Origin of the sequence: Clostridium sp. C1, from assembly GCF_018223625.1 — a bacterium.
Taxonomy (GTDB): domain Bacteria; phylum Bacillota_I; class Bacilli_A; order Erysipelotrichales; family Coprobacillaceae; genus Allocoprobacillus.
The window spans coordinates 2,330,930-2,356,538 of sequence record NZ_CP073631.1; the positions used below are offsets into that span (position 1 = coordinate 2,330,930).

Sequence of the window (25,609 nt, forward strand, 5' to 3'; positions counted from 1 at the left end):
TTTATGGCATTAGTGCAAGTTGATTTTATTTCTGAAAAATTAAAACGTACAGTGACAATCAATGCTATTATTCCTGTTGATAAAAATACAGGACAAACAAAAGAAAAGTTAAAAACACTATATCTTTTACATGGTATTTTTGGAAACTATACGGATTGGGTTTGTGGAACACGTATTCAAAGATGGGCACAAGATCATGATTTAGCTGTTATTATGCCTTCTGGAGAGAATAAGTTTTATGTTGATAATGAATTATCACATGAATATTTTTCACAGTTTATTGGGGAAGAACTCGTTCAAATCACAAGAGCCATGTTTCCTTTATCACATCTTAGAGAAGATACGTTTATTGCTGGATTATCTATGGGTGGATATGGAGCGTTAATGAATGGTTTAAAATATCATCAGACATTTGGTTATATTGGTGCTTTATCAGCGGCTTTATTGTTAGATGACTTTATTCAGGCAAAAGATGGTGAAGATGTTCCATATATGATGAAAAGAAGTTATTTAACATCAGTTTTTGGTGATTTAACAAAACTGAAAGGCAGTGATAAGGATTATAAAGCATTAATTGAAAAAATGGATATTCAAGATGTACCTGCCATCTATATGGCTTGTGGAACAGAGGATTCTTTATTGCCACAAAATCGAGATTATCGTGATTTTTTAAAAGCTCATCATATTCCAGTCACTTATGAAGAAGGGCCAGGTGGTCATGAATGGGACTTTTGGGATTGTTATATTAAGCATGTTTTAGAATGGTTACCAATTAATGAAAAGAATGAAGGACTCAGTAGTGGGCATGTTGAAATGGATTAAAGAAAGAGTGATCTTTCTTTTTTTCTTGACCTCAAGTGAGCTTGAAGGTATATAATAAAAGTTGAATAGGAGGAAAGAATATGACGAAGAAATTAGGTTTTGGATTAATGAGATTACCATCACTTGATGAAAACGATCCTTCAAAGATTGATATTGAACAAGTGAAACAAATGGTTGATACATTTATTAAAAATGGGTTTACTTATTTTGATACAGCGTGGATGTATTGTGGCTTTAATAGCGAAAATGCTGCCAGAGAAGCACTGGTAGAACGTTATCCAAGAAATGCTTATACCTTAGCAACAAAGCTACATTCAGGATTTATTCAAACAAAAGATGATCGTGATAAAATCTTTAATGAACAATTAAAGAAAACAGGAGTAGAGTATTTTGATTACTACCTATTACATGATATCAATACTCATAGCATTGAAACATATAATCGTTTAGATTGTTTTGAATGGTTAAAAGATAAAAAAGCCAAAGGCTTAGTAAAAACAATTGGTTTTTCATTCCATGATGGACCAGAGTTATTAGATCAAGTTTTAACAGAACACCCAGAATTTGAATTTGTACAATTACAGATTAATTATTTAGATTGGGACAGTGTTGGTGTACAGTCACGCAAATGTTATGAAGTGGCAACCAAACATCATAAACCAGTGATTGTTATGGAACCTGTCAAAGGTGGAACACTCGCCAAAGTACCTGAAGAAGTAGAAAAGATGTATAAAGCATATCATTCAGATATGTCTGTTCCTTCTTGGGCTATTCGTTTTGCAGCTAGTCTTGATAATGTCATGATGGTATTAAGTGGTATGTCTAATATGGCACAATTAGAAGATAATATTGGCTATATGAAAGATATGACACCTCTCAATGAAAAAGAGTATGAATTGATCAAAAAGGCTGTAGATATCATCAATTCAACAATCGCTATTCCTTGTACTGGTTGTTCTTATTGTACTGAAGGATGTCCAATGCATATTGCGATTCCAAAATATTTCTCATTATATAATGCTGATTTACAAGAAGTGGAAGAAAAAGGATGGACACCTCAAGGGGAATATTATCAAAATCTTACAAAAACTTTTGGTAAAGCCAGTGAATGTATTGGCTGTGGACAATGTGAAAGTGTTTGCCCTCAACATTTACCAATCATTGAAGATTTACAAAAAGTTGCACAACATTTTGAAAAATAAGGTATTCTTTGAATGCCTTTTTATATTATAGAAGTATGGTTTTGTTTAGTTAATAAATGCTTAAGGTAAATATTTATAATAAGCAGATCTAGTGTATTGTTTCTTTTTCACATTTCATGCGAATGTATGATAGTTCATCCTCTTTAGCAGTTCTCACTATTTCATTTAATATGTATCTGTAATACTACATCTCTATTAGAAAGATTATACAGCTGTAATTTGTAGGCTTTTTTTAATGATATTGACGACATTTTGTTTGGAAATATGATTTAAGTTTTTAATTATTTAAAACAGTTGAAAGATGTATTTGATAATTAAGATGAAAAAATAATATTTTATTAGCTATTAAGTAAATGATATAATAATGCTATATCGTTAAAGGATATAAAGCTATGAGGAAGAAGCAAGAGATAATCCATTCAGATGAAATAAAGAAAATACGTCACAAATATTTTTTATCACACATTTGACAAAGAATTGGCTGTTTCTTTTTCAATAATTAATAAATGGGAGAATAGTAAAGTTAGTTCAAAACTATTAGCAATGAAAAAATGGACTACATAACCGAGATATGCATATAAGTGAGTCTTTAAATACTAAAAAAGTGGATATTGAAATCGGAAAAGTGGACATTCAAAATAAAAAGTGGATATTGAAAGTATACTTTTAGAAAAAGGAAAAGATTTATCTGTTAAAATAGCAATTCATGTTCGTAGATTATTTGAAAGATTTGGATATGATGAGGTGTTTGGTAGAAGTGCAGTCATGAACGTCGTTGATTTGAAACAATCTGGTGCTTCTAAACTTCTTTCTAATTTAGTACAGAAAGATATTATAGAGCCTGTATCTGGTTATGGAAAAGGTAAATATAAATTTAAAAAGTAAGCATTGATATGAATATCCTATGATGGGTATAATTGAAATAAAAGATAGAATAAGTCATACTTCATAAGTAGCACAGAAATAGAGCTGGTGGCTTTATGTCATCAGCTCTTTATGAACATATGTTTAAACATGAAAATTTTTGAAATGAGGTCACTGTAATCTTATAAGCTTTAGACGATGAGATTAGGTAACAAAAAAAGGAAGTTTATAGTATCTTTTGATATGATAATACTGAAATTAAAGAACAGACATAACTATCTGTGATAGTATCACATTTTTTGTATGTAAATATTAGATGATATAAAACAGTTTTATTATTCAAAAAGTGCTCAATCACTAGAGAATAATATTTATTTTGTCTTCTTTTCATAAAAGAACAAATTTGTATTTTTTTATTCAATATGTGTCATAATGTAGCATATCATATTTATATTGATTCATTTTTTGGTAATATATTCAATATAAAGTATGCGAAAAGGAGATGAAAGTATTGAAAAAAAGAATTGGAATCACATGTAGTGAAGAACTAAAAGATGGGAAATATATTCATTTTATTAATCAAGATTATATAGATGCGATTAAACGAGGAGGAGGTGTTCCTGTTTTATTACCGATTGTTTCATCTAAGGATATAGATACTCAACTTAGTATGTTGGATGGTTTAGTTGTAATAGGAGGATGTGATGTGAATCCACACATTTATCATCAAAATCCATTACCATTGCTTGGAGAAACAGATTATCCAAGAGATTGTTATGAAATAGCGTTGATTCAAAAGGCAGCTCAAAAGAAAATTCCTATGCTTGGTATTTGTCGAGGCTTACAGGTAATTAATGTTGCCTTTGGAGGAAACTTGTTTCAAGATTTGTCTTACGCTCCACAAAAAGTGTTTTTACATGCTCAAAAAGAAAGAAGGGAGTATGGAAGTCATTCGATTCATATAAAAGATGATAGCTTTTTATATGATATCTTTCAAGATGAAGCCATTGTGAATAGTTTTCATCATCAAGCAATCGATCAGTTAGGTGAAGGATTACAGATTGTAGCTTACAGTGATGATCAAATTATTGAAGCAATTGAACATGAATTTTTACCTGTTTGGGCTGTACAATTTCATCCAGAAAGTATGAGTGCAACCAATCATCAAATGCAAGATATTTTTAATCAGTTTATAAAGAAATGTTAATGCTTAAAAAGCATGATTTACAATGAAAAATAGGTATTAGATATTTTGAAAAGCTGGATATATAATAAAGACAGTAAGGAGAGTGAAAAAATGAAAACATTGTTTCCTATTGGAAAAGAAAATACAGCTTATGAAAAATATTTTATTGGAAAGAGTTATTTACAGCCTTTAGCTCAAAGTTTACCTATTAGTAATGTCACATTTGAACCGAAATGTCGTAATAACTGGCATATTCATCACAAAGGTGGACAGATTTTGCTTGTTACAGATGGTAGAGGATGGTATCAAGAATGGGGGAAACCTGCTAGAGAATTAAAACCGGGTGATGTAGTAGATATTCCAGCAGAAGTCAAACATTGGCATGGAGCTGCTAAAGATAGCTGGTTTGCTCATATTGCGATTGCTGTTCCTGCAAAAGATGCTTCTAATGAATGGCTAGAACCAGTCAGTGATGAAGAATATAATCAATTGAAATAGTATAAAGATCCTAAGGAATTTCTTTAGGATTTTTATTTAAAAATCTTGACTTCAAGTGAACTTTAAATTTTATAATGTGAATAGGAAGGTGAGTAAGGATGAAGAAAATACTGACATTACTTTTAGTAGGTATTTTTGTATTGGGTATACTGACTGGTTGTCAATCAAACAATGAAACAACGCAAACAAATGAACAACCACAAAATACAGAAACTTCCAATCAATCGGAGAAAACACTTGTTGTTTATTATTCAGCAACAGGAAATACAAAAGCGGTTGCTGAAATGATTGCTGAGGAAACAAATGGTGATTTATTTGAAATTGAACCTAAAGATTCTTACAGTGAGGATGATTTAGATTGGACAGATTCAAATAGTCGTGTCGCAAGAGAATATGAAAATGAAGATGAAAGACATGTAGAGCTTGTTTCATCAACAGTTAATCACTGGGAAGATTATGATACTATTTTTGTAGGTTATCCCATCTGGTGGGGAATCGCTGCATGGCCAGTGAATACTTTTATTGAAAATAATGATTTTACAGATAAAACTGTTGTTCCATTTTGTACTTCAGCTTCTTCAGGGTTAGGTCAAAGTGGAGAACTTTTAGCCAAAGAAGCAGGTGATGGTGATTGGCAGGAAGGACAAAGATTTTCATCAAGTACTTCTAATTCAGAAGTTCAGGAATGGTTAAATGAACTAGGAATCATTGAATAGTACAAAAAGATATTTGAACACAGAATATGGATAAAATATTCTGTTGAAAATAAATGATTGAGGAGGAGGCATATGTCATATTCAATTAGTCAAGTTGCTAAAATGATGGGAGTGACACCATCAACTTTAAGATATTATGATCAGGAAGGCTTACTTCCACATATTAAAAGAGTCAATGGAATGAGAGTCTTTGAGGATGAAGATTTCCGATGGTTAAGAGTTTTAAATTGCCTAAAAAATACAAAAATGCCAATTAAAAAAATTAGAAAATATGTTGAACTGGCACAAAAAGGTGATGAAACTTTACAAGAAAGATATCAGCTTATTCAAGAACAAAAAGAATATATTCTTAGTCAAATTCAAGAATATCAATATTATCTACAAGAAATTGAATATAAAGAATGGTATTATCAACAAGCTATTCAAGCTGGTAGTGAAGAATCTGTAAAAAAGCATGGATCAAATCATGCTACATTAGAAGTTGATCGTATCCCAGAAGAACATGATTTTATCCAACAAGATAAAGTGAAAACAAAGAAATGATAAGGAGAAATTATGATGAATAAAAAATTAGTTGCTTATTTTTCAGCCAGTGGAGTTACAAAGCGAGTTGCCAAACAAATCGCTGAAATTGTACATGGAGATGTATTAGAAATTGAACCTGTAGAAAAATATACAGATGATGACTTAAACTGGAATGATCAACAAAGCCGTTCTTCTAAAGAAATGGCAGATCATAGCTATCGTCCTGCTATTGTTTTAAAAGATTTATCATTGGATCAATATGATACAGTTTTGATTGGTTTTCCTGTCTGGTGGTATACAGCACCAACAATTATCAATACATTTATAGAGAGTTATGATTTTTCAAAACAGACGTTGATACCATTTTGTACATCTGGTGGAACAGGAATCAGTGGATGTGAAAGTGACTTAAGACATAGTTATCCACAGTACCAATGGAAACAAGGAAAACGTTTGACAGGACATGAAAATACATTAGAAATTCAACATTGGATTAATGAATAAAATCATAAGGTCATAAGACTTTATGGTTTTATAAGTTATATAATAAAGATTTTAATTTTATTTCATTTTCTTTTAAATACCAGCAATAAAATGTTGCTTGAGCATCTTTATCAACAATAGGAATAATACAACGATTTTGTGGCATGATTTCTGTTTTCATGACATAATCTGATGTAAAAGAAGGCAATGAAGATAATTCTACTAAATCATAAAAGATAGAACGGTCATTTTGAATAATGAATTTGGTATGTGGCATTGTTCTTTGATGCATTTCATTCCAGAATCCAATATTGGACATCAATAGCATTCTTTCTCCATCCATCTCTTTTAAACTCAAAGATTTCCTGTGAGCAAAAGGATGCGATAGAGGTAAAGAAAAATATAACTGTTCTTCCATAAAAGGGATACTTTCGATGAGAGAATCTTCTATATCATAAGGCATAATAATCGTCATATAATCTTTATTTTTTAATCCTTTGATTAAAACATTCATGTCCTTAATTTCAGTCAGTAATGTTTTTTGAGGATAATACTGGGCTATTTTTTGACTCATATATTGGAGTGGAGCAGGAGCACAGGAACCAATCGCAAAAGTATGCAATTTTCTATCAAAATCTATAAGCTGCTTGTGCATATCTTTTGTATCTTCTAAAATACGTTTAGCTAAGGAAAGGGCAAATAGCCCTGTTTCGTTAAGTGTGATTTTGTTTTTTGTTCTTGTAAAGAGAGAAACGTCTAGTTCTTCTTCTAATTTTTGCATGGAACGTGTTAAAACGGGTTGAGAAATATTGAGTTGTTTCGCTGCTTTCGATAATGTTCCACATTCATGAAAAGTTATAAAGTGTTGTAGTTGTTCTAATTCAATCATATTGTAACCTCACTATTCTATTTTATTATAACAGATTTCTATATTCATATTGTACAAAAAGGAAAATAATGTTTAAAATAATAATGAAAGAAGGTGAGAGATATGCTTTTTTATTATACAGCCACAGGAAATTGTTTGTATGTAGCTAGACAATTAGACAAAGAACTCTATAGTATACCACAAGTCTTAAAAAAGAAAGATTTGTATTATCGAAGCAACAGCATTGGCATTGTCGCACCTATCTATGCAGGTCAACTGCCTCAAACAGTCAAAAAATTTTTGAGTGAAGTCCATTTTGATACACCTTATTTCTTTATGATTTTGACATACGGAAGTCGTGATACCGTTGCAGGAGTCTGGTGTGAAAAGTTTTGTCAAGAACAGGGATTACATGTTGATTTTATACAAACAATCAAAATGGTTGATAATTATTTACCTTCGTTTGATATGGATGAACAAATGGCTATTGATAAGCATGTGGATAAACAAATCCAAAAAGTAAAAGAACAATTACAAATAAGAAGTAAAGGGATTCCCCAGCCAACACAAGAAGATCAAGATATTTATAAAATGGTTAAAAAACGTTTTCATAAACATCCAGAATTGAATAATGGAGAAACTATTCAAATCACGAAGCAATGTGTCGGATGTCAAATATGTTTACAAGTTTGTCCTATTGGAAATATTCAAATCATAGAACAACAGGCACAAAGGATATCTCAAACATGTGATTTTTGTTTAGCGTGTGTTCATCATTGTCCATTACATGCGATCAGGTTGAAAATTGAAAAGAATCCCAAAGCAAGATATCGTCATCCTAAAGTATCATTAAAAGATATAGTGAAATCAAATTATCAAGGAGGAATCATCAAATGAAAAAAATACTTTATTTAATGCGTCATGGACAAACATTATTTAATGTCCAACATAAAATCCAAGGGTGGTGTGATGCCCCATTAACAGATTTAGGTATGAAACAGGCTAAAATAGCAGGTGAATATTTTAAAGATCATCATATAACTTTTGATCATGCCTATTCTTCAACATCAGAAAGAGCCTGTGATACATTAGAAATTGTGACTGATTATCAAATGCCTTATACCAGAGTCAAGGGTCTAAAAGAATGGAACTTTGGTGTTTTTGAGGGAAAAGATGAATGTTTAAATCCACCACTTCCTTATGGAGATTTCTTTAAAGGTTTTGGTGGAGAGAGTGAAATGGAATTAAGAGAGAGAATGAATCAGACATTAACAGCAATCATGAATAAAGAAGATCATCATATCGTTTTAGCTGTTTCACATGGAGCAGCTTGTGCTCAATTTTATCGTGCGTGGGAAGAATATGCAAAAGTAAAGAAAACAGAAAGATTTTATAATTGTTGTATTTTAAAATATGAATATGAAAATGGTATTTTTACATTGGTTGATATTATCAACCGTAATGTAACAGAATAGAGAAATATGGAAAATATCAAGAAAAAACATTTCTTTCAATCAGATGTTGATCTGATTCACGGACCTATCTTCCAATCGTTAATGATTTTTGCTTTACCATTACTCGTTTCAAATATTTTTCAACAATTATATAATACTGTCGATACAATGGTGGTTGGTAATTATTTAGGAGATGTTTCACTGGCAGCCATTGGAGCATGTACTTCTATTTATGATTTGTTAGTTGGTTTTGCCTTAGGAATAGGCAATGGACTTGCTATTGTGACTGCGAGAAGTTTTGGCTCACAAGACAAGGAGTTGTTAAAGAAGTCGGTTGCCAGTTCTTTGGTGATAGGCGTTATTGTTTCTATCGTCTTAACTATCATAGGAATGATCTTTCTTTACCCTTTATTAGAAATATTAAATACTCCTTTAGATATTATTCAAGAAGCATATAGTTATATTTCAGTGATTGTTCTCTTTATTTTTGTTATGTTTGCTTATAATTTATGTGCGGGTTTAATGAGAGCTATTGGTAATAGTGTCATGCCTCTTGTTTTTCTTATTGTTTCGTCCTTGTTAAATGTTATTTTAGATATTTTGTTTATTACCCAATTTCATATGGGTATTCAAGGAGCAGCTGTTGCGACAGTGATTTCTCAAGGGGTATCAGTGGTATTATGTATCATTTATATCTTCAAAAAAACACAAATTCTATTACCATCTAAGAAACATTTTCAGATAGATAAAGAGTTGTATAAAGAATTATTAGGGCAAGGATTTTCAATGGGATTTATGAGCAGTATTGTTTCTGCAGGATCTGTCATTTTACAGTATGGTATTAACAATTTAGGATATCTCATTATTGCTGGACATACAGCTGCTAGAAAGCTTTATATGTTTTTCAATATGCCTTTTACAGCAATGGCTTTAGGAATTTCTACATTTGTATCACAAAATAGAGGTGCTAATCAAAGAGAAAGAATTCAAAAGGCTATGAAATATGCGTATATTTATGATGTTATTATGGCAACTATTGTAACAATCATTATCCTTATTTTTGGGTCATCACTTGTAAAACTCATTTCTGGTTCAAGTGAAAGTATTGTATTAGATAATGGAACGTTATATTTAACGATTGTTGGACCGTTTTATGCAATCTTAGGGATATTGATGCAGACACGTTATGCCTTGCAGGGACTAGGGCAAAAGTTATTACCACTTGTATCAAGTGTTATTGAATTTATTGGAAAAATTATCTTTGTTTTTGTTTTTATTCCTCAATTTGAATATATGGCAGTGATCTTTTGTGAACCAGTTATCTGGTGTGTCATGTGTTTACAATTAGTGTATTCATTATATACAAATCCTTATATGAAAGGACAACAAGAATAAAAAATATCGAATTTACATCATGTAGATTCGATATTTTTTATAAAAGTTTAATGATTTCATCTTCAATTTCATAAGGTGTGACCAAAGGTTCAAATCTTTCAACAACATGTCCATTTTGATCAAGCAGAAACTTTGTAAAGTTCCATTCAATGCGTTTGGATAATTCAGGTTTTTGATGTTCTTTTAAATATGTGTATACAGGAGATTCTTGAGGACCATTCACATCAATTTTCGCAAATTGTGGAAAACTCACACCATAAGTATCGGCACAAAAAGACATAATTTCTTCCATTGTGCCCGGAGCCTGTTCACCAAATTGGTTACATGGGAAATCAAGAATAGTAAATCCCTGCTCATGATATTTTTCATATAAATCTTCTAAATGATCATATTGTTCTGTAAACTCACATTCCGTAGCCGTATTGACAATGAGTAAAACATGTCCCTGATATTTTGATAATTTTATTTTTTGATTATGACTATCTAAGACTTCAATATCATATAAATTCATTTTCATCACCATTCATACTATAACAACTCATGAAAGAAAAGTCAAAAAAAGTGATTAGAGAAATCGTATGGAATATATAAAGAAAAAAATATTTCATTTTATATTTTAATGAAATATTAACTTTCATTTTACGTGTTATTGATTTAGCTACATTAAAATTATGCTAAGATGTTCATGTCATTAAGATAAGGGAGGAAAAAGAGTATGAAAAAATCAATGACACAATCACAGAAATTAATGACTTTTGTTTTAAGTATGTCTTTATATGGATTATCAACTTTATTTACAGAGTTAATACCATCTTTTCAAATTGGTATCGTGGAATTATCAGTAGAATATTTTATTTTTATTCCACTCATCTTAGCTATGTTATTTGATCCATTGTCAGCAGCATTAGGTGCAGCGACAGGAGAATTGGTTTTTAGTGAAATCATGTTAGGACAATTTGGTGGTTTAGGAGAACTTGAAAAGTTTTTAACTTTAACAATTGGTATTTATGTTGCTGGACGTCTTGTTAAAAATCCAAAAAGTATCAAGAGCGTTGCCATCGCTTCTATTTTAGCTGTTATTATTCAACAGTCACTAGGATGCATTGTTGATATTTTAAAAGTTCAGTTTGCTGTAGAAGATTTTGAAGCAGTTGCAGGTTTACCAGAATCAGTATTCTTTACAGAAGGTTTTGCTTGTTTAAATGATATTCTATTTTCAGGAATCTTATTTTCTTTATTACCATGTATGTATTTAGTTCCAAAACTTTATGGGAAAATTGAACCATTATTAGGTGTCGCACCTCGTGATGAAAATACTGTTGTGGGTGATGGAGAAAAAATGGGAATCAAAACATTTGTATTATGTGCTATTGCTTTTGTCGTTGCAATTGGTGGAGAATTTATGGCAGAAAACGGACTTGCCATTATTGATTGGGAAGCCGCATGGGCAGGAAATAGCACAGCTATGATTCTCAGTGGAGTGATTGCAGTGCTTGTTATTGTTCTTGCATTTTTGAAAATTAAAAATAGAAAAGAGGCAGCCATGTGATTGAGATCAATGATTTATCATTCACATATCCAGGAGCAAAGCAGCCAACATTAAAAAATATTCATTTAACAATTGAAAAAGGAGATTTTGTCGCAATTATTGGAAACAATGGTTGTGGCAAATCGACTTTATGTAAAACTCTAAATGGTTTGATTCCACGTTTTATTATGGGTGAACTGCAAGGGAAATTGTATTTTGATGGAAAAGATGCTTTAACTTTGGATATTAGTGAAATTGCTAAAAAAGTGGGTTATGTGTATCAAGATTTTGAAAATCAGATCGTATGTCCCACAGTCTATGAAGATGCTTCTTTTGCATGTATGAATTATGGATTGGAAAATTATGAAGACAATGTTATGAATATTCTTAAGGTTTGTGACCTATATTCAAAACGAAATGATTATATCTGGCAATTATCTGGGGGACAATTGCATTTATTAGCTTTAGCAGGTTCTACTGCGTTATCACCAGAAATTCTTATTTTAGATGAACCCATTGCTCAATTAGATCCTAAACATGCAAGAGAAATTTATGAAATATTAAAGGAATTAAATGAAAAATATCATAAAACAATTATTGTTATTGAACATCATACAGAATATATTGCCCAATACTGCCATCATGTGATTTTAATGAAGGATGGTTCTATTATGTGGCAAAAACCAGTCAAAGAAGCTTTGACAAGAGTTGAAGAACTTGAATCTTGTCATATTTTTCCACCACAAATTACACGTGCTGCTAAAATCATGCTGGAAAAGAATTTACTAGATTCAAATACTTTATTGCCCATTACTATAGAAGAAGGACAGAATATTTTTACAAAAAAGAAACATATGACAGATTGTACTCATGAAAGAAAAGTACAAGAAAAGGATGAACGTGTTGTAGAATTTGTAAATGTTGGGTTACAGTTTAGAAGTGTAAAAGGTGAACCTTATCAGCTCATGAAAGACTTTTATCTTAATATTTATAAAGGGGATAAAATTGCTTTAATAGGTTCTAATGGTGCTGGAAAGTCTTCATTGATGAAGATGATGATAGGATTATTAAAACCACAAGTTGGCTATGTGAATGTATGTGGAGAAAAGACAAAACATTATTCAGCTGAAGAATTATCAAAACATATTTCACTTGTATATCAAAATCCTGAAGATATGTTTATTAAAGATTGTATTCGAGGGGATATTGAATTTGCCATGAAAGAACGACATATTAAGGATTATAAAGATAGAGCCAAAAAATTAATTGAATTGTTCGATTTGCAGGATATTCAAGAAAGAGATGGACGATTATTATCAGGGGGACAAATGCGTCGAGCCTCACTTGCAATAGGAGTAGCATTGCAACCATCTATTTTGCTTTTAGATGAACCTACTGCCAATTTGGATATTGCAACTAGAAAAGAGATCATGAGAACATTAGATATCTTAAAAGATGTTGTTGAAACTGTTGTTATAGCAACACATGATATGCAGCTTGTCTGTGATTGGGCAGAGAGAATCATTGTATTATCATCAGGTTATATAGTCAAGGATGGTCAAAGACATGAAGTCTTTAGCGATAAGTATGTAAGAGAAATGGTAGGAATAGAACCACCAGAAATCTTTAAAATGGGGGAAGCACTCAATATTCGCTGTTATGAAATTGATGAATTTGTGAGTGCTTATCAACAGGAGGAATCATAATGCATAAAATCACACAGACTTTGTTAGATAAATTCACAATTGATTATTTACGTAATCAAGTTCTAAAAAATGCTTATGGAAATGATGATACAATCATTGCTGGATTAGATCCAAGAACATTATTATGCTGGTATTTATTTTTTGGTTTGATTCCATGGTTTTTAAATGATTTCATTGTTTTATTAGGGATGTTTGTTTTTGTTGCGATAACAACTAAATTAGCAAAAATTGCACCACTTGTATTATTTTTATTTTGTCTAGGTGTATTTTGTCAAACAGGATATTTGTTTATTGCTGCACTATTCTTTGGTGGAAATTTATCAACATTATATTCATTATTAGTTATGACATTAAAAGTATCTGTCTGTTCTCTTGCTTCCATTACTGTTTTTTCAGGATTAAACCCTGACCGTCTAGCAACAGGATTGCTATATTTTGGTTGTCCTGATCAATTGTCTTTTAGTATTTCATATGCATTTCGTATATTACCTATCCTTATGGAAGAATTCCAAAACATATTGTTATCTTATCGTTTAAGAGGACATTCTCCATCAAAAAAAACATGGCTTGGGAAAGTGAAATATTTTATATACCAGATAAAAATTATTATATTATCTTTCTATCCGTTAATGTTAAATACTGCAAAACGATCAAGAACAACAGTTGAAGCATTGGAATTAAAAGGATATCGCTATGCAAATGAAAATAAGATTGTTAGAAAAAAGAAAATGGCATCACTAATGTTTAAGAAAGATGATTTGATTTTCGTTTTGATTTCTATTGTATGGATGATTTTATGTGTTATCATTTCTATTTTGTTTTAGGAGGTTTTTATGAATATAGATTTTCATACTCATGGTAAATTAGCCAAAAAATTACCATTTTCTACACAATATACTGACCAGATGTTTCACAAAGCATATCTTAGAGGACTTGATGCTATTTGTCTGACTGAACATTTTAATACGTTATCATTTTTAGAAATGTATGATTATATATATACTCACTATACGCATGTAGGTGATTGTTGTCAGAGTAAAGATGGGTTATTGATTTTCTTTGGAATGGAAATAGATATTAAAGAGGGAGGACATACTCTTGTTATTGGAAGATATCATGATATTGTTGAGTTAAATAAAAAGTTGGAAAAACATAAAGCGAAAGAAAGTTTTTTAACTTTTGATGAGCTAGTAACGCTTGTTCGTCAATATGATGTTATTTTTGGGGGAGCACATGTTTATCGTCAGGGAGGACATATTCCAGAATTATCACAGAAGCAGTTGTTATGTTTTGATTTCTTTGATCTAAATGGAAAAGATTTAGCATGTTATGGATTAAAAATGCAGGATATGATTTATCAGTTTGCGCATCGATATCATAAACCAGTTGTTTCTGGCAGTGATACACATCAAGCAACACAGTATGGTTGTGTTCAGACATGTTTTCAAAGTTGTTTTCATAGTATTAAACAATTAAGAGAAGAAATCGACAAAGGACAATATACTATCCAAATATCTGAAAGTTTAAATATTCAGGTTGAAGATGCGGCATTACAAAAAAGACTTCTTAAAGAAGTCTATCGATTGGGTGGCGATTATGTTGCTTTATTATGATACAGAGATATTTTATCTTTGTATTTTTATTTTATAGTTTTCTTTTAACTGATAGATATCTTCTACACTCTGTGTATATGAATGACCACCTTTTTTAGCAATTTCTATTACTAAAGCATCAATACATGCCATAGGAACAGCCATAGAATGATATTCATGATCTTCACCACGATATACATAAATATTATAGTCAGCCATTTTTTTAGCGTCATCAATTAAGCGACTAGACATCAGCATTGTCTGACATTTGATTTGATGGCAATATTCAAGAACTATCTGTGCTTCTACAGGTGTTTTTAAAAATCCAAAGAGAATAACAAAATCGTCTGATTTGATCATTGGAAGACATTCAAAAATTTCTGAACCACTTGAAGGCATGATAACGACTTTCTTTTGAAATCTGCGTAATCGAAATGAGAGTAAATCAGCAAGACAAATCGTTGCCCCTTTAGCAAATACATAAATTGTATTGGCTTCAATGATATGATCAACAATTGTATCAATTTCATCTATATCTAGATGTTCAATTGTTTTTTCAATATATTGATTTTGTAAAATTAAATAATGAGGAAAAGAGTGTTCTTGTGTTACTGTTGAATGCATTTTGTTGGCAGGGGATACCTTTTGTGTCATACTCATTTTCATATCTTTAAAATTGAGATAGCCTAGATGTTTAGGTAAGCGAGAAATAGTAGCTTGAGATATATGTGTTTTTTGAGAAAGTTCTTGGATTGACATAGAAGAAAACTGATGAATATTTTGAAAAATAAAATCTATTAGTTTTTTTTCGTTTTTTGTTAGTTTTTCAGTTGTTTCTGAATTCCATTTCATCGTGATCATCTCCTTAATAATGTATTATATCAGACATTCTATTTAAAATATATCAGTTTTATGTAAAATAAAAATGTTGACATTTCTTGATAATACGTTTATTATATAACTGTTCAAAATAAAACAGTTAAGGAGAGAACTATGAAGATGCAAACAAAGAATGGGGAAAAGAAGTTTTTTTCACTAGCAATGTACCCCTATATCATCAAAAAATATAATTCTTTATTTGAAGATTTATTGAAAGAGTATCAGATGACACAAGTGGAAATAGATGTTCTGGCTTTCTTAGCTAATAATCCTGAATATAATCACGCTCAGGATATTGTCAATGTTCGTGGTATTTCCAAAGGACATGTGTCTTTAGCTATTGAAAAACTGGTGAAACGTGGTTATCTTACTAGAAATCCTGATCCACAAAACAGACGTTGCAATATTTTGTGTGTAGAACATCAGGCAGATTCTCTTATTAAACGTATTCAAGATATTCAACATCAGTTTGATGACATGTCATTTCAAAATATTTCATCAAGTGATTTGATTTTTTATCATCAAATTTTACAAAAGATTTATCAGAATTTAGGAGGGGGACATAATGAATGAAAGATTAGAGAATGAAAAAATATCAAAGTTGTTATTTGCGATGGCATTACCAGCTATTTTGGCTCAATTAGCAACGCTCATTTATAATATGGTTGATAGAATTTATATTGCCCGATTAGCAGATGGTTCATTAGGAATTGCTGGGATTGGACTATGTACTTCTGTCATTACGATTATTACAGCTTTTACGAATTTATTTGGACGTGGTGGAGCACCATTGGCTTCTATTCGTCTAGGTGAAAAAAGACCAGAATTAGCTGAAAAGATATTGGGCAACTGTTTTTCAAGCCTGATTATTTCTTCTATCATTATCACAATTGTTTTACAATTTTTTGGTGCACAGATTTTAACTTTATTTGGTGCCAGTGAAAATACACTCCCTTATGCAATGGACTATATGCGTATTTATAGTTTAGGAACCATTTTTGTTCAACTGAGTGTGGGGTTAAATTATTTCATTAATGCTCAAGGTTATACAAAATATGGGATGCTTACATTGTTGATAGGGGGTATTTTAAATATTATTTTAGACCCTATCTTTATCTTTGTATTTCATATGGATGTTGCTGGTGCAGCGATTGCAACAGTCATTTCTCAATTTGTTTCATGTGTCTGGGTTATGAAATTTTTATGGGGAAAACAGACAACGATTAAAATCAAAAAAGAACATATGAAATTAGATTTAGGTATTATGAAAAAAGTTGTTGGCTTAGGATTTTCACCTTTCTTTATGAATGCGACAGAAGGTATTTTACAAGTTTCTTTTAATCGCCAGTTATTATTCTTTGGTGGAGATTTAGCGGTTAGTGCCATGACAATTATGTTATCAATGAATCAAGTTTTACAATTACCAATGGAAGGTATTGCACAAGGAACACAGCCAATTATCAGTTATAACTATGGGGCTAAAAATTATGATCGTGTAAGAAAAACGATTTCTTTAGCTATTAAAGTTTCTTTGATATATTCAGTTATTGGTGTTTTATTGATGGAATTATTACCGGGTGTCTTTGTTCGCTTATTTGCTAATGAACCTCAATTAATTGAACTTTCAAATCAAATGTTAAGAGTTTATATCTTTGGTTTCATTATCATGGGAGCAAACTCTACATATCAACAGACATATACATCTTTGGGATTTGGAAAGCGTTCTTTCTTCTTTGCTTTCTATCGAAAGATTATTTTATTGATTCCTTTAATTTATATTTTACCAAACTTTATTTCAAACGGTGTATTTGCAGTTATGTTAGCTGAACCACTATCAGATTTAATCACAACAATCACAAATACCTTTGCTTTTAAACAATTTATGCATAAATATTTAAACAAAAAACTATCATGATGGTAGTTTTTTATTTTCTTTAGAAATGTTATGAAATATGTTAAAATAAGAAAAAAGAATGTGAGGGTTAGTATGAAAAAAGCAGTGATATTTGATATGGATGGTTTAATGATTGATAGTGAGAGAGTCACTTATAATGAGTATGTTAAAAAATTGGAACAGTTAGGTCATTATGATTTTACCGAAGAACTCTATAGAAATTGTTTAGGAAAAAACAAACAGGGAATCTGTCAAGTTTTTATCGATCATTATGGTGAAGATTTTCCAATGAAAGAAGTATGGGATGATGTTCATATATGGATAGATGAGAGCTTAAGACAACATGTTCCAAAGAAAAAAGGTTTAGATGAATTATTACAATATTTAAAGAGTCATAATTATAAAACAATTGTTGCGACATCAAGTGGACGTGAACGTGTTGATGAAATATTAAAAAATGCACAGTTGACACAATATTTTGATGATTCTATTTGTGGTGATGAGGTGACACATGGTAAGCCTAATCCAGAGATTTTTTTAACAGCTTGTCATAAATTAGGGGTTCAACCAGAGGAAGCAGTTGTTTTAGAAGATAGTGAGGCTGGAATTCAGGCAGCTTATGATGGACATATTGATGTGATTTGTGTTCCAGATATGAAATATCCAGAAGAAAAATATGTTCAGATGATTACAAAGATTGTAAAATCACTAGATGATGTTATTGATTATTTAGAGGTACAATAAAAGAACTGTTAAAGCAGTTCTTTTATTGCTTGAGCAACACTTTCAACATGTAGTTGTGAAATATCTTTTAAAGGTTGAGGTGAAGTGTTCAATGTGATGGGGATATCCACACATTTTAACATTGGTAAATCATTATAGGAATCGCCTATTCCAGCAAAAGTCTTTATATGAAAGTGCTCTCTTACTCTTTTTATAGCTACTCCCTTTGAACATCCTTTAGAAACTATATCTATAGAATCTAAATTTTGAAAAGCGAACACATCTTTATACATATGATTTATATTTTGAGTTTCTTGATATGCTTGTGTTTCATTATGGAATACTAATGATATACCATAGATGATTTCTTTGATTTGCTCAATGGAATGAAAGAGAATACATGAATCTGCTGAAAATTCTTTTTGAGTTTTATAAATATCTTTTTTGGTATGAATAATAATGAGTGCTTGATTTTGATATTGATAAAAGATGTTTTGTATAGTGTGATAGGTCACATGTTTTTCATAGAGTGGCTGTAGATTTTTATCTAAAATGATAGCTCCACTTGAGATGATATAAAAATCTGGGTGAATAGTATCAAATAGATTGATGACACCACTATAAGGTCTACCACTACATAAACCAAATAAATATCCCGCTTTTTGATAATGAGCAATGGCTTGTTGATCCTCTAAGGAAATAGAAGGATTTTTATTAGGAAAGTATAATGTGTAATCAATATCACTAGCAAGTGCATTTGGCATATGAACAACTCCTTTTTTAAATTTTAATATGAATATGAAATTTTGTCAAAAATCATATTTTTCTAATCAAAAAAATGATATGATACAAATAAGGAGGAAAAAATATGAAGCCTAAAATACATTTTACTGCACCTTATCATTGGATTAATGATCCTAATGGTTTGATTTATTATCAAGGAAATTATCACATCTTTTATCAACATTTTCCATATGAAAATTTTTGGGGAACAATGCATTGGGGTCACGCTACAACAAAAGATTTATTACATTTTCAACATCATCCTATCGCAATATATCCATCATGTTATGATGATCGTAATGGATGCTTTTCAGGATCGGCTATTGAAAAAGATGGAAAGATGTATCTTTATTATACAGCGATTCGTTATGCTAAAGAGAATCCAGATTATGTCCATATTCAATATAGTGATGATGATTTAATAGCGTCACAATTTTTATTGATAAGTGATGATGGTTTTCATTTTCCTAATAAAGATGGAAAGAAAAAAGTTATTGATGTTATCACTGATTCTCGTTTAGGGGATATAAGACATACAAGAGATCCAAAAGTTTGGCAAATGAAAAATGGAAAATATGGATTGATTGTTGGAAGTAAAATCCCAAGTGATACAGGATATTGTGGTGAGGTTTTACTGTATGAAAGTGATGATGCAATTCATTTTTCATATAAAAACTGTTTTAAAGATGATTCTGTAGGTGATATGTGGGAATGTCCAGATTTAATTGAAATCAATGATCAATATTTTATGATTTTTTCACCAGAACATATTCATGAACCACAACCAGATAGTCTTGCAGTCATTATGCCTGTTCATTTTGATGAGGAAACAATGACGATTACAAAACAGGGTGACTACATGTACTTGGATTATGGACTTGATTTTTATGCCCCACAAACTTTTTTGGATGAAAATCATCAACGTACAATGTTAGCATGGATGCGTATGCGTGAACCGGTTTCTAATGAATCATGGACTGGTTTATATATCTTACCTAGACAATTTGAATATAAAAATAAACATGTTTATCAATCTGTTCATAACTCTGTTAAGGAGTATTTTAATCATAGTGTAGATCATGCTGATTTATCAAAACCATTTTATATGCATGTTATAATGAATAAAGAAAGTCAAATTGATTTTGGAGGCATGAAATTATATATTCAAGATGATTGTTTGTATTGTGATCGTAGCCAAGTATCTATTGAACACGAAAAAGTATGTAATCTTAACAAAACACCTGTATTGAATGGGCAATATGATTTGGAAATTTATTATGATTATCATATATTTGAAATCTTTATTAATGGAGGATATTATGTGCTGAGTCAACTAGTATATGACTTAGGTAAATTGATACAATATCATCAAGTACAGATTATAGATATCAAAGAAAATAAAGAATAAAATTTGCTTATAGTTTCTATAAGCATTTTTTTATAAAATTGAAAATAAAAAAAGAAAAATGAAATATTTTTGCGTATATATGCGTATATAAATAATAGAGGGGTTAGAAATATTATATGGTGTTTACTATAAGCAATGATTTGTGTATAATATGTTTAGCCTCTCCTCTATAGGAGGGATTCGTTGATGAAAAAAGATCATGTGTTGAAGGATTTCTTCTCTTATCCTATCCATTTTGCTGACTTCATGAATGCTCTTTTCCTTGATGGTCATGTTATTATCCATCCCTGTGACCTTCACCCTCTTGATTCCAGAGAGATATTTATTGGTGACTTTCTTTCTAAAGAACGCACTCATGATGTCATTATGATGTGGGAAAGAAAGGATTTTCAAGCTATCTTGATTCTTGAAGCTCAAAGCAGTGTTGTGGCAACATTGACAGGGAGAGAAGACATACTGGAAAAAATGAAAGGAGAAGAAGGAACAGTGGAGATGTATTCATTCTGGAAAGATGCAGAGAAATCAGGTATGGAAAAAGGAAAACAACAAGGAAAGTTAAGTGTTGTATTAATTCAATTAAAAAAACTATTAGGCAAACTTACACCAGATTTAGAGATGAAGATAGTTAATAGTAAAGAAGAAACGCTTGATAGTATTATCATCCATATATTTGAAATACATAATGAAGAAGATGTATTGAAGTGGTTATAAGCAAAAGGCATCATACATGAGTGTATGATGCTTTTTGCTTATATTTCATTGTAGAGAATATTTATGAAAAAATAATATTAATGTCTTAGAATTTCTTCTGGAGTAAGACGGCTTATATAAAATTGATGAATACTATAACAAATTATCCATAATAAGATCATAATTCCATAAATAGTAAAAAGCATATACAAAGATATTGATAGCTTAAAGAGGTATAAACATATAATAATCATTATACTAGGAATGAAATAGCCATAAAAAAGAAAATATTTTAGCTCATAATGGATTAAATAATATATATTTTTTTGACTCAATCCATTGATTTTTAATAAAGCAAATTCTTTTTTTCGGATCATAATATAATGATGAAATAAAATACAGAGAGAAAATACGGAAAGAACCATAATGATAATAACAATAGTTAATCTTAAAAAGTTAAGGTCTTTTTGAATTTGATACAATTCATCACCCTTTTGAAATTGATTGTTTATACCATATCCTTGTTTAATGAGTGTTTGTTTAACTTGATTAAGCGTTGTAAGATTTTTACAAAAAACTGTATAACCTACAACAGGTAATTGTTTCTCTTTCGCAAGAGTTTCTAGAGTATGATGAGAAATATAAAGATAATGTGAATCCTTATATAAAAATGGTGGAATAAAGTTTTCTTTAAAAAGTCCATATAGATGAAAAATTTCACTGTTATTACCTAACGATAATTGAAATTGTTGATCATCATAGAAGAAAGGTATGAGATTCTGATAATTTGAGGGTGAAGTTATGATCTCATTATAATGTGTTTGTGATGGATTCATTTGAGAAAGCTCGTTATCAAATTGGTTTTCTTCATAGATGGGTAATAAATAATGATCTATATGATTTAATGTTGCTCTATATTGATAAACAGGATATATGGATTGAATGTTTTGCAAGGATGGTTTTGATGTTATTTCTTTTATATCACTATCTAAATAGATGTTATTAGGATTTTGAGTTATAAATAGTTGGTTATAACTCATACGATCAAGTAGCTGAGCGTTCATAAGAATATTGTTTTCAATGATTTGATAACTTATGCAAAGAGAAGATACAGCAATTATAAAAACAAGTAAAATAAGAACATGCATAAAACGATATGCTTTTTGAAAATGTTTAATATAATTATGATAAAAATGTTGAGAGATGGATTTTCTTCTCGTTATGGAAGCTTGTTTTTCTGTTTTTTCTTGTTTATTAGCAATTAGCTTTTGTTCTTTGATTTGATAAATACTATCTGCATAGTCTGCTGCAATATAGCTATGACTGGCAATAATAATATAAATATTCTGTTGATGAGCAATATCTTGCAAAATTTGAAAAATAAGTCTTTCATTTTTTACGTCTAATGCACTTGTTGGTTCATCTAAAATGAGGATAGTTGGATTTTTTAAAAGTGCACATGCAATAGCTAAACGTTGTTTTTCACCACCTGATAATTCACTTATTCTTTGATGAAGCGATATATGCAATTTGACCGTCTGAAGCAATTTTTGTAATTCTTCTTCTGTTTTAGAGATATCATTTAACATACAGGCATGTTTTAAATTTCCAAGTACATCATAATGATCAAATAAGAGATAATCTTGAAGAACATATCCAATATCATTTTTTCTAATCAAAGCAAGTTGTTCTTCATTTAATTGATGTAAATGTAGGTTTTGATAATTATATTCACAAGATATTTTCTTTGAAATACAACCAATTTGATAAAGTAAAGATGTTTTCCCAGTGCCACTTCTTCCTTGAATAAGTGTAACTTGTGAAGGATAGATAGTCATAGATGCATTATTTAGTAGAATTTTATCATACTCAATATGAATGTGAATTAATTGAATCATGTGCTCCCTCTTTTCTTATTATGAAATAGAAAATAAAGTATGGAATAATAAAGATAGTGAAAAAGGTTATGGTAGGGATAATGAAGAAAATAATTGAATGAAGATGAATTGGATATTGAAACAATGGACCAATGACGTATAAATAAATAAGAGTTAATAACGATGTTAACAATGATGAAAAAAGACTATTATAAAAATATAAATTACGTATTGTTGTTCTGATTTCTAAAAATGAATAACCATAAGATTGAAGAAAATAATAAATTTGTAAGTTTGTTTCTTTTTTTAAATAGAGAGTCATATTATAAATGATAATAAGGATAATAAAAACAAGTGTAGATAGAATAAATAAAGTTTCATTTGTATTTTGAGAGTATTGTTGTATTTGAGAGAGATTAATATTAGCATTAATGGTTGTAAGTCCTAATTGGTGAATATCTTCTAAAATATGGGGAAGATTTTCAATGCTGTCAATTTGAGCTTTATAAATAGTTGGTTGATATGGCTTACATATCATCATCTGTTGAGATGAATCTTCCTTTTCTAAAGATGTCATATATTGATTATAATGATCTGACCAATAATAAGTTATGTTTTTTTGAGTTGTATTCTCTTTTATGAGTTGTTGAATATAAGTTTGGGGAATAAAAATTTTATTATAATTAAATTCAGTGTTAGGACTTATTCCCATATTTACTTTTTTCAAAATACCATTGATGGGTAATGTTACTTTTTGATATTTTCCAAATAGTCTTAAAACAGGATATCCTTCTGATTGATATGAACCATCTTCATTTTGAAAAGGAATATAAGCATCGCCATATCCTTGATATGTAGGGATCATTATATAAAACGTTAAATAATATTGATTGTTGGCTGGTATAATTTGTAATTCATTAGCAAGTGCTTGAGAAATATAGATACCATTAGGATCATATGAAAACTGTGTTTCAATATCTTGACTATAGTCAATAGATTCATTATATGAACAAAGTAATGCTTGAGAAAACGAGCTATGTACAGGAGTTGTGTTTTCTTTAGCGTCAAGAGAAACTGTCATTGTATTTGCTTCTTGGAAAGAATTATCTAATGGGATAGGATCACTGATTTTTTCTAAAGCACCCATATTAAGGCTATAGTCGGGATAAATTGATTGAATATGTGGGATATTTTGGATTCTTGATACTTCATCATTTGTAAGAGGATATTCAATACCTTCTGAGGAATATGAAAGATTTTTAGATTGTGTTATAGGTTTATAAATGAGAATTTCATTTTCATAAATACTTGTTAGTGGAGAGGACTTAGCAACAGAAGATGAAAGAAGTAGAGATAGCCCAGAAGATGTTATAAATAAAGATAGACTAATAAAAATATATGTAAAAAATGTATAAATGCCATGTTTTTTTAAAAGTCTAGTACTTAAAAAGAATGCAGATAGGTAATGTGCTTTATGAGTTGGAATAGGTATATCTTTATTGAAATGTTGTTTTTTACAATGAATTGTTTGATTTTCAATTGTATAAATGTTATCACCGTGGTGTATTAATTCCTGATCGTGTGAAGCTACAATCACAATATGATGACGAGAATAGTCTTTTAATATTTGAATAACTCTTTTTGTCATACTTAAGTCTAATGATGATGTTGGCTCATCTAAAATCAATATTTCAGGTTGTTTTAATAATAAGAGTAATAACCCTAATCTGGTTTTTTCACCACCACTTAGTTGAGATGGATATTTCTTTAGTAAACCAGTTAATTCTAACTTTTGGACATAGTTATCCACATTTTGATAACGATAGACTTTATTCATTAATTGAATATGATCGTTTATTGTTAAAGCATCAATAAAGATAGGGTGTTGGTTAAGAAAACCTATATGTTCTTTTTTGAAATTGTGGATATTTTGAACAGTTTTTTGATTCCAGATATACTTTTGACAAGTTTTTTCACATAAAGCTAAACATCTTAATAAAGAACTTTTACCACTACCACTTTCACCTTCTATAATGTGTAACCCGATTGAAAATTGAAGTTCTTCGATATTCAAAACTGGTTGATAATATTGAATAGATATATTTTTAACTTTTAACATAATGAACAATATTCCCTCCCTGTATGGAAAAGTTTCACTTCGTTATGGAAGTGAAACTTTCAACTTACTAGCTGATTTTACCTGTACTAGGATTATATGTAAATGTAAATGTTGTCATTTGACCTCCAGCTGATTGACCAGAACTATCTCTAGTAATGCTAACGACAACTGAATGTTTAGCAGTATTTCCGTTGTTTGTAAGAACTGGATTTGTTCCTAATTTAGAGGCATATGCATGTGCACTAAATCCAGATGGTACAGATAGTCCAATGCAACCAACAGAAAATGACCACGAACCAGTTGTATTGTTTTTCTTTCCAGTGTCATTAACTTTAACGACACTTACATTAGTTTTTGTGACATTTTTGTTTTGGTAACTGTAGCTACATGGACATTG

The 25,609-nt window shown here is 30.2% G+C and carries 27 protein-coding genes; 21 read left to right on the forward strand and 6 right to left on the reverse strand.

Annotation, left to right across the window (positions count from 1 at the left end):
• The first annotated feature begins 3 nt into the window (after nucleotides 1–3).
• The 8 genes from KEC48_RS12520 (at nucleotide 4) to KEC48_RS12555 (ending at nucleotide 6,317) form a co-directional block, all read left to right on the forward strand.
• Complete coding sequence (locus KEC48_RS12520) at nucleotides 4–822, forward strand: alpha/beta hydrolase family protein (RefSeq protein ID WP_211962647.1); 819 nt, start codon at nucleotides 4–6, stop codon at nucleotides 820–822.
• 80 nt (nucleotides 823–902) lie between these two features.
• Nucleotides 903–2,024: an aldo/keto reductase gene (locus KEC48_RS12525; RefSeq protein WP_211962649.1), complete on the forward strand. Its 1,122-nt coding sequence runs from the start codon at nucleotides 903–905 to the stop codon at nucleotides 2,022–2,024.
• Between the two features lie 645 nt (nucleotides 2,025–2,669).
• Complete coding sequence (locus KEC48_RS12530) at nucleotides 2,670–2,909, forward strand: hypothetical protein (RefSeq protein ID WP_249191362.1); 240 nt, start codon at nucleotides 2,670–2,672, stop codon at nucleotides 2,907–2,909.
• Between the two features lie 490 nt (nucleotides 2,910–3,399).
• Nucleotides 3,400–4,095 carry a gamma-glutamyl-gamma-aminobutyrate hydrolase family protein gene (locus tag KEC48_RS12535; protein ID WP_211962651.1) on the forward strand — a complete coding sequence of 232 codons (696 nt, stop codon included), beginning with the start codon at nucleotides 3,400–3,402 and terminating at the stop codon, nucleotides 4,093–4,095.
• A gap of 90 nt (nucleotides 4,096–4,185) precedes the next feature.
• Nucleotides 4,186–4,572, forward strand: a complete 387-nt coding sequence (locus tag KEC48_RS12540; protein ID WP_211962653.1) for a cupin domain-containing protein — start codon at nucleotides 4,186–4,188, stop codon at nucleotides 4,570–4,572.
• Nucleotides 4,573–4,670: 98 nt separating this feature from the next.
• Nucleotides 4,671–5,288 carry a flavodoxin gene (locus KEC48_RS12545; RefSeq protein WP_211962655.1) on the forward strand — a complete coding sequence of 206 codons (618 nt, stop codon included), beginning with the start codon at nucleotides 4,671–4,673 and terminating at the stop codon, nucleotides 5,286–5,288.
• A 72-nt stretch (nucleotides 5,289–5,360) separates the two neighbouring features.
• On the forward strand, nucleotides 5,361–5,831 hold the full coding sequence (locus tag KEC48_RS12550) for a MerR family transcriptional regulator (protein WP_205089434.1): 471 nt from the start codon (nucleotides 5,361–5,363) through the stop codon (nucleotides 5,829–5,831).
• Nucleotides 5,832–5,846: 15 nt separating this feature from the next.
• Nucleotides 5,847–6,317, forward strand: a complete 471-nt coding sequence (locus tag KEC48_RS12555) for a flavodoxin (RefSeq protein WP_211962663.1) — start codon at nucleotides 5,847–5,849, stop codon at nucleotides 6,315–6,317.
• Between the two features lie 28 nt (nucleotides 6,318–6,345).
• Here the strand turns inward: KEC48_RS12555 and KEC48_RS12560 are convergent, their stop codons facing one another.
• Nucleotides 6,346–7,185 carry a LysR family transcriptional regulator gene (locus KEC48_RS12560; RefSeq protein WP_211962665.1) on the reverse strand — a complete coding sequence of 280 codons (840 nt, stop codon included), beginning with the start codon at nucleotides 7,183–7,185 and terminating at the stop codon, nucleotides 6,346–6,348.
• Between the two features lie 102 nt (nucleotides 7,186–7,287).
• Here KEC48_RS12560 and KEC48_RS12565 point away from each other — a divergent pair, with 102 nt between their 5' ends.
• The 3 genes from KEC48_RS12565 to KEC48_RS12575 are packed head-to-tail and all read left to right on the forward strand — an operon-like array spanning nucleotide 7,288 to nucleotide 10,013.
• Nucleotides 7,288–8,061, forward strand: coding sequence for an EFR1 family ferrodoxin (locus KEC48_RS12565; protein WP_211962667.1), 774 nt, complete (start codon nucleotides 7,288–7,290; stop codon nucleotides 8,059–8,061).
• Complete coding sequence (locus KEC48_RS12570; protein WP_211962669.1) at nucleotides 8,058–8,639, forward strand: histidine phosphatase family protein; 582 nt, start codon at nucleotides 8,058–8,060, stop codon at nucleotides 8,637–8,639. The genes KEC48_RS12565 and KEC48_RS12570 overlap by 4 nt, the downstream gene beginning before the upstream one ends.
• Before the next feature lie 6 nt (nucleotides 8,640–8,645).
• Nucleotides 8,646–10,013, forward strand: coding sequence for an MATE family efflux transporter (locus KEC48_RS12575; RefSeq protein ID WP_211962671.1), 1,368 nt, complete (start codon nucleotides 8,646–8,648; stop codon nucleotides 10,011–10,013).
• 37 nt (nucleotides 10,014–10,050) lie between these two features.
• Here the strand turns inward: KEC48_RS12575 and KEC48_RS12580 are convergent, their stop codons facing one another.
• On the reverse strand, nucleotides 10,051–10,524 hold the full coding sequence (locus KEC48_RS12580; protein ID WP_087243653.1) for a glutathione peroxidase: 474 nt from the start codon (nucleotides 10,522–10,524) through the stop codon (nucleotides 10,051–10,053).
• Between the two features lie 204 nt (nucleotides 10,525–10,728).
• Between KEC48_RS12580 and KEC48_RS12585 the strand changes: the two genes are divergently transcribed.
• Genes KEC48_RS12585 through KEC48_RS12600 form a run of 4 tightly spaced genes read left to right on the forward strand, consistent with a single transcriptional unit; the run spans nucleotide 10,729 to nucleotide 14,860 of the window.
• Nucleotides 10,729–11,562 (forward strand): cell division protein FtsQ, encoded by an 834-nt coding sequence (locus KEC48_RS12585; RefSeq protein WP_211962675.1) that lies wholly within the window; start codon nucleotides 10,729–10,731, stop codon nucleotides 11,560–11,562.
• Nucleotides 11,559–13,247 (forward strand): ABC transporter ATP-binding protein, encoded by a 1,689-nt coding sequence (locus tag KEC48_RS12590; protein WP_205089441.1) that lies wholly within the window; start codon nucleotides 11,559–11,561, stop codon nucleotides 13,245–13,247. The genes KEC48_RS12585 and KEC48_RS12590 overlap by 4 nt, the downstream gene beginning before the upstream one ends.
• Entirely contained in the window at nucleotides 13,247–14,071 is an 825-nt protein-coding gene (locus KEC48_RS12595) for an energy-coupling factor transporter transmembrane component T (protein ID WP_205089442.1), read from the forward strand. The genes KEC48_RS12590 and KEC48_RS12595 overlap by 1 nt, the downstream gene beginning before the upstream one ends.
• Nucleotides 14,072–14,080: 9 nt before the next feature.
• On the forward strand, nucleotides 14,081–14,860 hold the full coding sequence (locus KEC48_RS12600) for a PHP-associated domain-containing protein (protein ID WP_211962683.1): 780 nt from the start codon (nucleotides 14,081–14,083) through the stop codon (nucleotides 14,858–14,860).
• A 12-nt stretch (nucleotides 14,861–14,872) separates the two neighbouring features.
• On the opposite strand, the gene KEC48_RS12605 is transcribed toward KEC48_RS12600, so the two are convergent.
• Nucleotides 14,873–15,691: a MurR/RpiR family transcriptional regulator gene (locus tag KEC48_RS12605; RefSeq protein ID WP_158093967.1), complete on the reverse strand. Its 819-nt coding sequence runs from the start codon at nucleotides 15,689–15,691 to the stop codon at nucleotides 14,873–14,875.
• A 141-nt stretch (nucleotides 15,692–15,832) separates the two neighbouring features.
• Between KEC48_RS12605 and KEC48_RS12610 the strand changes: the two genes are divergently transcribed.
• From KEC48_RS12610 to KEC48_RS12620, 3 genes are all read left to right on the forward strand, one after another.
• Nucleotides 15,833–16,291, forward strand: a complete 459-nt coding sequence (locus KEC48_RS12610; RefSeq protein ID WP_211962691.1) for a MarR family winged helix-turn-helix transcriptional regulator — start codon at nucleotides 15,833–15,835, stop codon at nucleotides 16,289–16,291.
• Nucleotides 16,284–17,633: an MATE family efflux transporter gene (locus tag KEC48_RS12615; RefSeq protein ID WP_211962693.1), complete on the forward strand. Its 1,350-nt coding sequence runs from the start codon at nucleotides 16,284–16,286 to the stop codon at nucleotides 17,631–17,633. Before KEC48_RS12610 ends, KEC48_RS12615 begins: the two co-directional genes overlap by 8 nt.
• A gap of 72 nt (nucleotides 17,634–17,705) precedes the next feature.
• On the forward strand, nucleotides 17,706–18,356 hold the full coding sequence (locus KEC48_RS12620; RefSeq protein ID WP_249191363.1) for an HAD family phosphatase: 651 nt from the start codon (nucleotides 17,706–17,708) through the stop codon (nucleotides 18,354–18,356).
• Between the two features lie 8 nt (nucleotides 18,357–18,364).
• Here KEC48_RS12620 and KEC48_RS12625 read toward each other — a convergent pair whose 3' ends face one another.
• Complete coding sequence (locus KEC48_RS12625; RefSeq protein ID WP_211962697.1) at nucleotides 18,365–19,099, reverse strand: HAD family hydrolase; 735 nt, start codon at nucleotides 19,097–19,099, stop codon at nucleotides 18,365–18,367.
• Between the two features lie 104 nt (nucleotides 19,100–19,203).
• On the opposite strand from KEC48_RS12625, the gene KEC48_RS12630 reads away from it, so the two are divergent.
• Nucleotides 19,204–20,526: a glycoside hydrolase family 32 protein gene (locus KEC48_RS12630; protein WP_211962699.1), complete on the forward strand. Its 1,323-nt coding sequence runs from the start codon at nucleotides 19,204–19,206 to the stop codon at nucleotides 20,524–20,526.
• A gap of 186 nt (nucleotides 20,527–20,712) precedes the next feature.
• Nucleotides 20,713–21,237 (forward strand): DUF4351 domain-containing protein, encoded by a 525-nt coding sequence (locus tag KEC48_RS12635; RefSeq protein ID WP_205089448.1) that lies wholly within the window; start codon nucleotides 20,713–20,715, stop codon nucleotides 21,235–21,237.
• A gap of 77 nt (nucleotides 21,238–21,314) precedes the next feature.
• Here the strand turns inward: KEC48_RS12635 and KEC48_RS12640 are convergent, their stop codons facing one another.
• Nucleotides 21,315–23,114, reverse strand: a complete 1,800-nt coding sequence (locus KEC48_RS12640) for an ABC transporter ATP-binding protein (protein ID WP_205089449.1) — start codon at nucleotides 23,112–23,114, stop codon at nucleotides 21,315–21,317.
• Nucleotides 23,086–25,212, reverse strand: coding sequence for an ATP-binding cassette domain-containing protein (locus tag KEC48_RS12645; protein WP_205089450.1), 2,127 nt, complete (start codon nucleotides 25,210–25,212; stop codon nucleotides 23,086–23,088). Before KEC48_RS12645 ends, KEC48_RS12640 begins: the two co-directional genes overlap by 29 nt.
• A 155-nt stretch (nucleotides 25,213–25,367) precedes the next feature.
• Between KEC48_RS12645 and KEC48_RS12650 the strand changes: the two genes are divergently transcribed.
• The gene (locus KEC48_RS12650) at nucleotides 25,368–25,589 is read left to right on the forward strand and encodes a hypothetical protein (protein ID WP_211962701.1); all 222 of its coding nucleotides are present in this window, start codon (nucleotides 25,368–25,370) and stop codon (nucleotides 25,587–25,589) included.
• The last annotated feature ends 20 nt before the right edge of the window (nucleotides 25,590–25,609 follow it).

Bases quoted from the DNA above. Each gene is read 5' to 3' on its own strand.
- KEC48_RS12600 (WP_211962683.1), top strand. From the start codon at position 14,081: ATGAATATAGATTTTCATACTCATGGTAAATTAGCCAAAAAATTACCA.
- KEC48_RS12645 (WP_205089450.1), bottom strand. From the start codon at position 25,212: ATGTTAAAAGTTAAAAATATATCTATTCAATATTATCAACCAGTTTTG.
- KEC48_RS12635 (WP_205089448.1), top strand. From the start codon at position 20,713: ATGAAAAAAGATCATGTGTTGAAGGATTTCTTCTCTTATCCTATCCAT.
- KEC48_RS12620 (WP_249191363.1), top strand. From the start codon at position 17,706: ATGAAAAAAGCAGTGATATTTGATATGGATGGTTTAATGATTGATAGT.
- KEC48_RS12560 (WP_211962665.1), bottom strand. From the start codon at position 7,185: ATGATTGAATTAGAACAACTACAACACTTTATAACTTTTCATGAATGT.
- KEC48_RS12595 (WP_205089442.1), top strand. From the start codon at position 13,247: ATGCATAAAATCACACAGACTTTGTTAGATAAATTCACAATTGATTAT.
- KEC48_RS12610 (WP_211962691.1), top strand. From the start codon at position 15,833: ATGAAGATGCAAACAAAGAATGGGGAAAAGAAGTTTTTTTCACTAGCA.
- KEC48_RS12625 (WP_211962697.1), bottom strand. From the start codon at position 19,099: ATGCCAAATGCACTTGCTAGTGATATTGATTACACATTATACTTTCCT.
- KEC48_RS12545 (WP_211962655.1), top strand. From the start codon at position 4,671: ATGAAGAAAATACTGACATTACTTTTAGTAGGTATTTTTGTATTGGGT.
- KEC48_RS12605 (WP_158093967.1), bottom strand. From the start codon at position 15,691: ATGAAATGGAATTCAGAAACAACTGAAAAACTAACAAAAAACGAAAAA.
- KEC48_RS12525 (WP_211962649.1), top strand. From the start codon at position 903: ATGACGAAGAAATTAGGTTTTGGATTAATGAGATTACCATCACTTGAT.
- KEC48_RS12585 (WP_211962675.1), top strand. From the start codon at position 10,729: ATGAAAAAATCAATGACACAATCACAGAAATTAATGACTTTTGTTTTA.
- KEC48_RS12575 (WP_211962671.1), top strand. From the start codon at position 8,646: ATGGAAAATATCAAGAAAAAACATTTCTTTCAATCAGATGTTGATCTG.
- KEC48_RS12550 (WP_205089434.1), top strand. From the start codon at position 5,361: ATGTCATATTCAATTAGTCAAGTTGCTAAAATGATGGGAGTGACACCA.
- KEC48_RS12640 (WP_205089449.1), bottom strand. From the start codon at position 23,114: ATGATTCAATTAATTCACATTCATATTGAGTATGATAAAATTCTACTA.
- KEC48_RS12520 (WP_211962647.1), top strand. From the start codon at position 4: ATGGCATTAGTGCAAGTTGATTTTATTTCTGAAAAATTAAAACGTACA.
- KEC48_RS12555 (WP_211962663.1), top strand. From the start codon at position 5,847: ATGAATAAAAAATTAGTTGCTTATTTTTCAGCCAGTGGAGTTACAAAG.
- KEC48_RS12630 (WP_211962699.1), top strand. From the start codon at position 19,204: ATGAAGCCTAAAATACATTTTACTGCACCTTATCATTGGATTAATGAT.
- KEC48_RS12565 (WP_211962667.1), top strand. From the start codon at position 7,288: ATGCTTTTTTATTATACAGCCACAGGAAATTGTTTGTATGTAGCTAGA.
- KEC48_RS12570 (WP_211962669.1), top strand. From the start codon at position 8,058: ATGAAAAAAATACTTTATTTAATGCGTCATGGACAAACATTATTTAAT.
- KEC48_RS12580 (WP_087243653.1), bottom strand. From the start codon at position 10,524: ATGAATTTATATGATATTGAAGTCTTAGATAGTCATAATCAAAAAATA.
- KEC48_RS12540 (WP_211962653.1), top strand. From the start codon at position 4,186: ATGAAAACATTGTTTCCTATTGGAAAAGAAAATACAGCTTATGAAAAA.
- KEC48_RS12615 (WP_211962693.1), top strand. From the start codon at position 16,284: ATGAATGAAAGATTAGAGAATGAAAAAATATCAAAGTTGTTATTTGCG.
- KEC48_RS12650 (WP_211962701.1), top strand. From the start codon at position 25,368: ATGCTAACGACAACTGAATGTTTAGCAGTATTTCCGTTGTTTGTAAGA.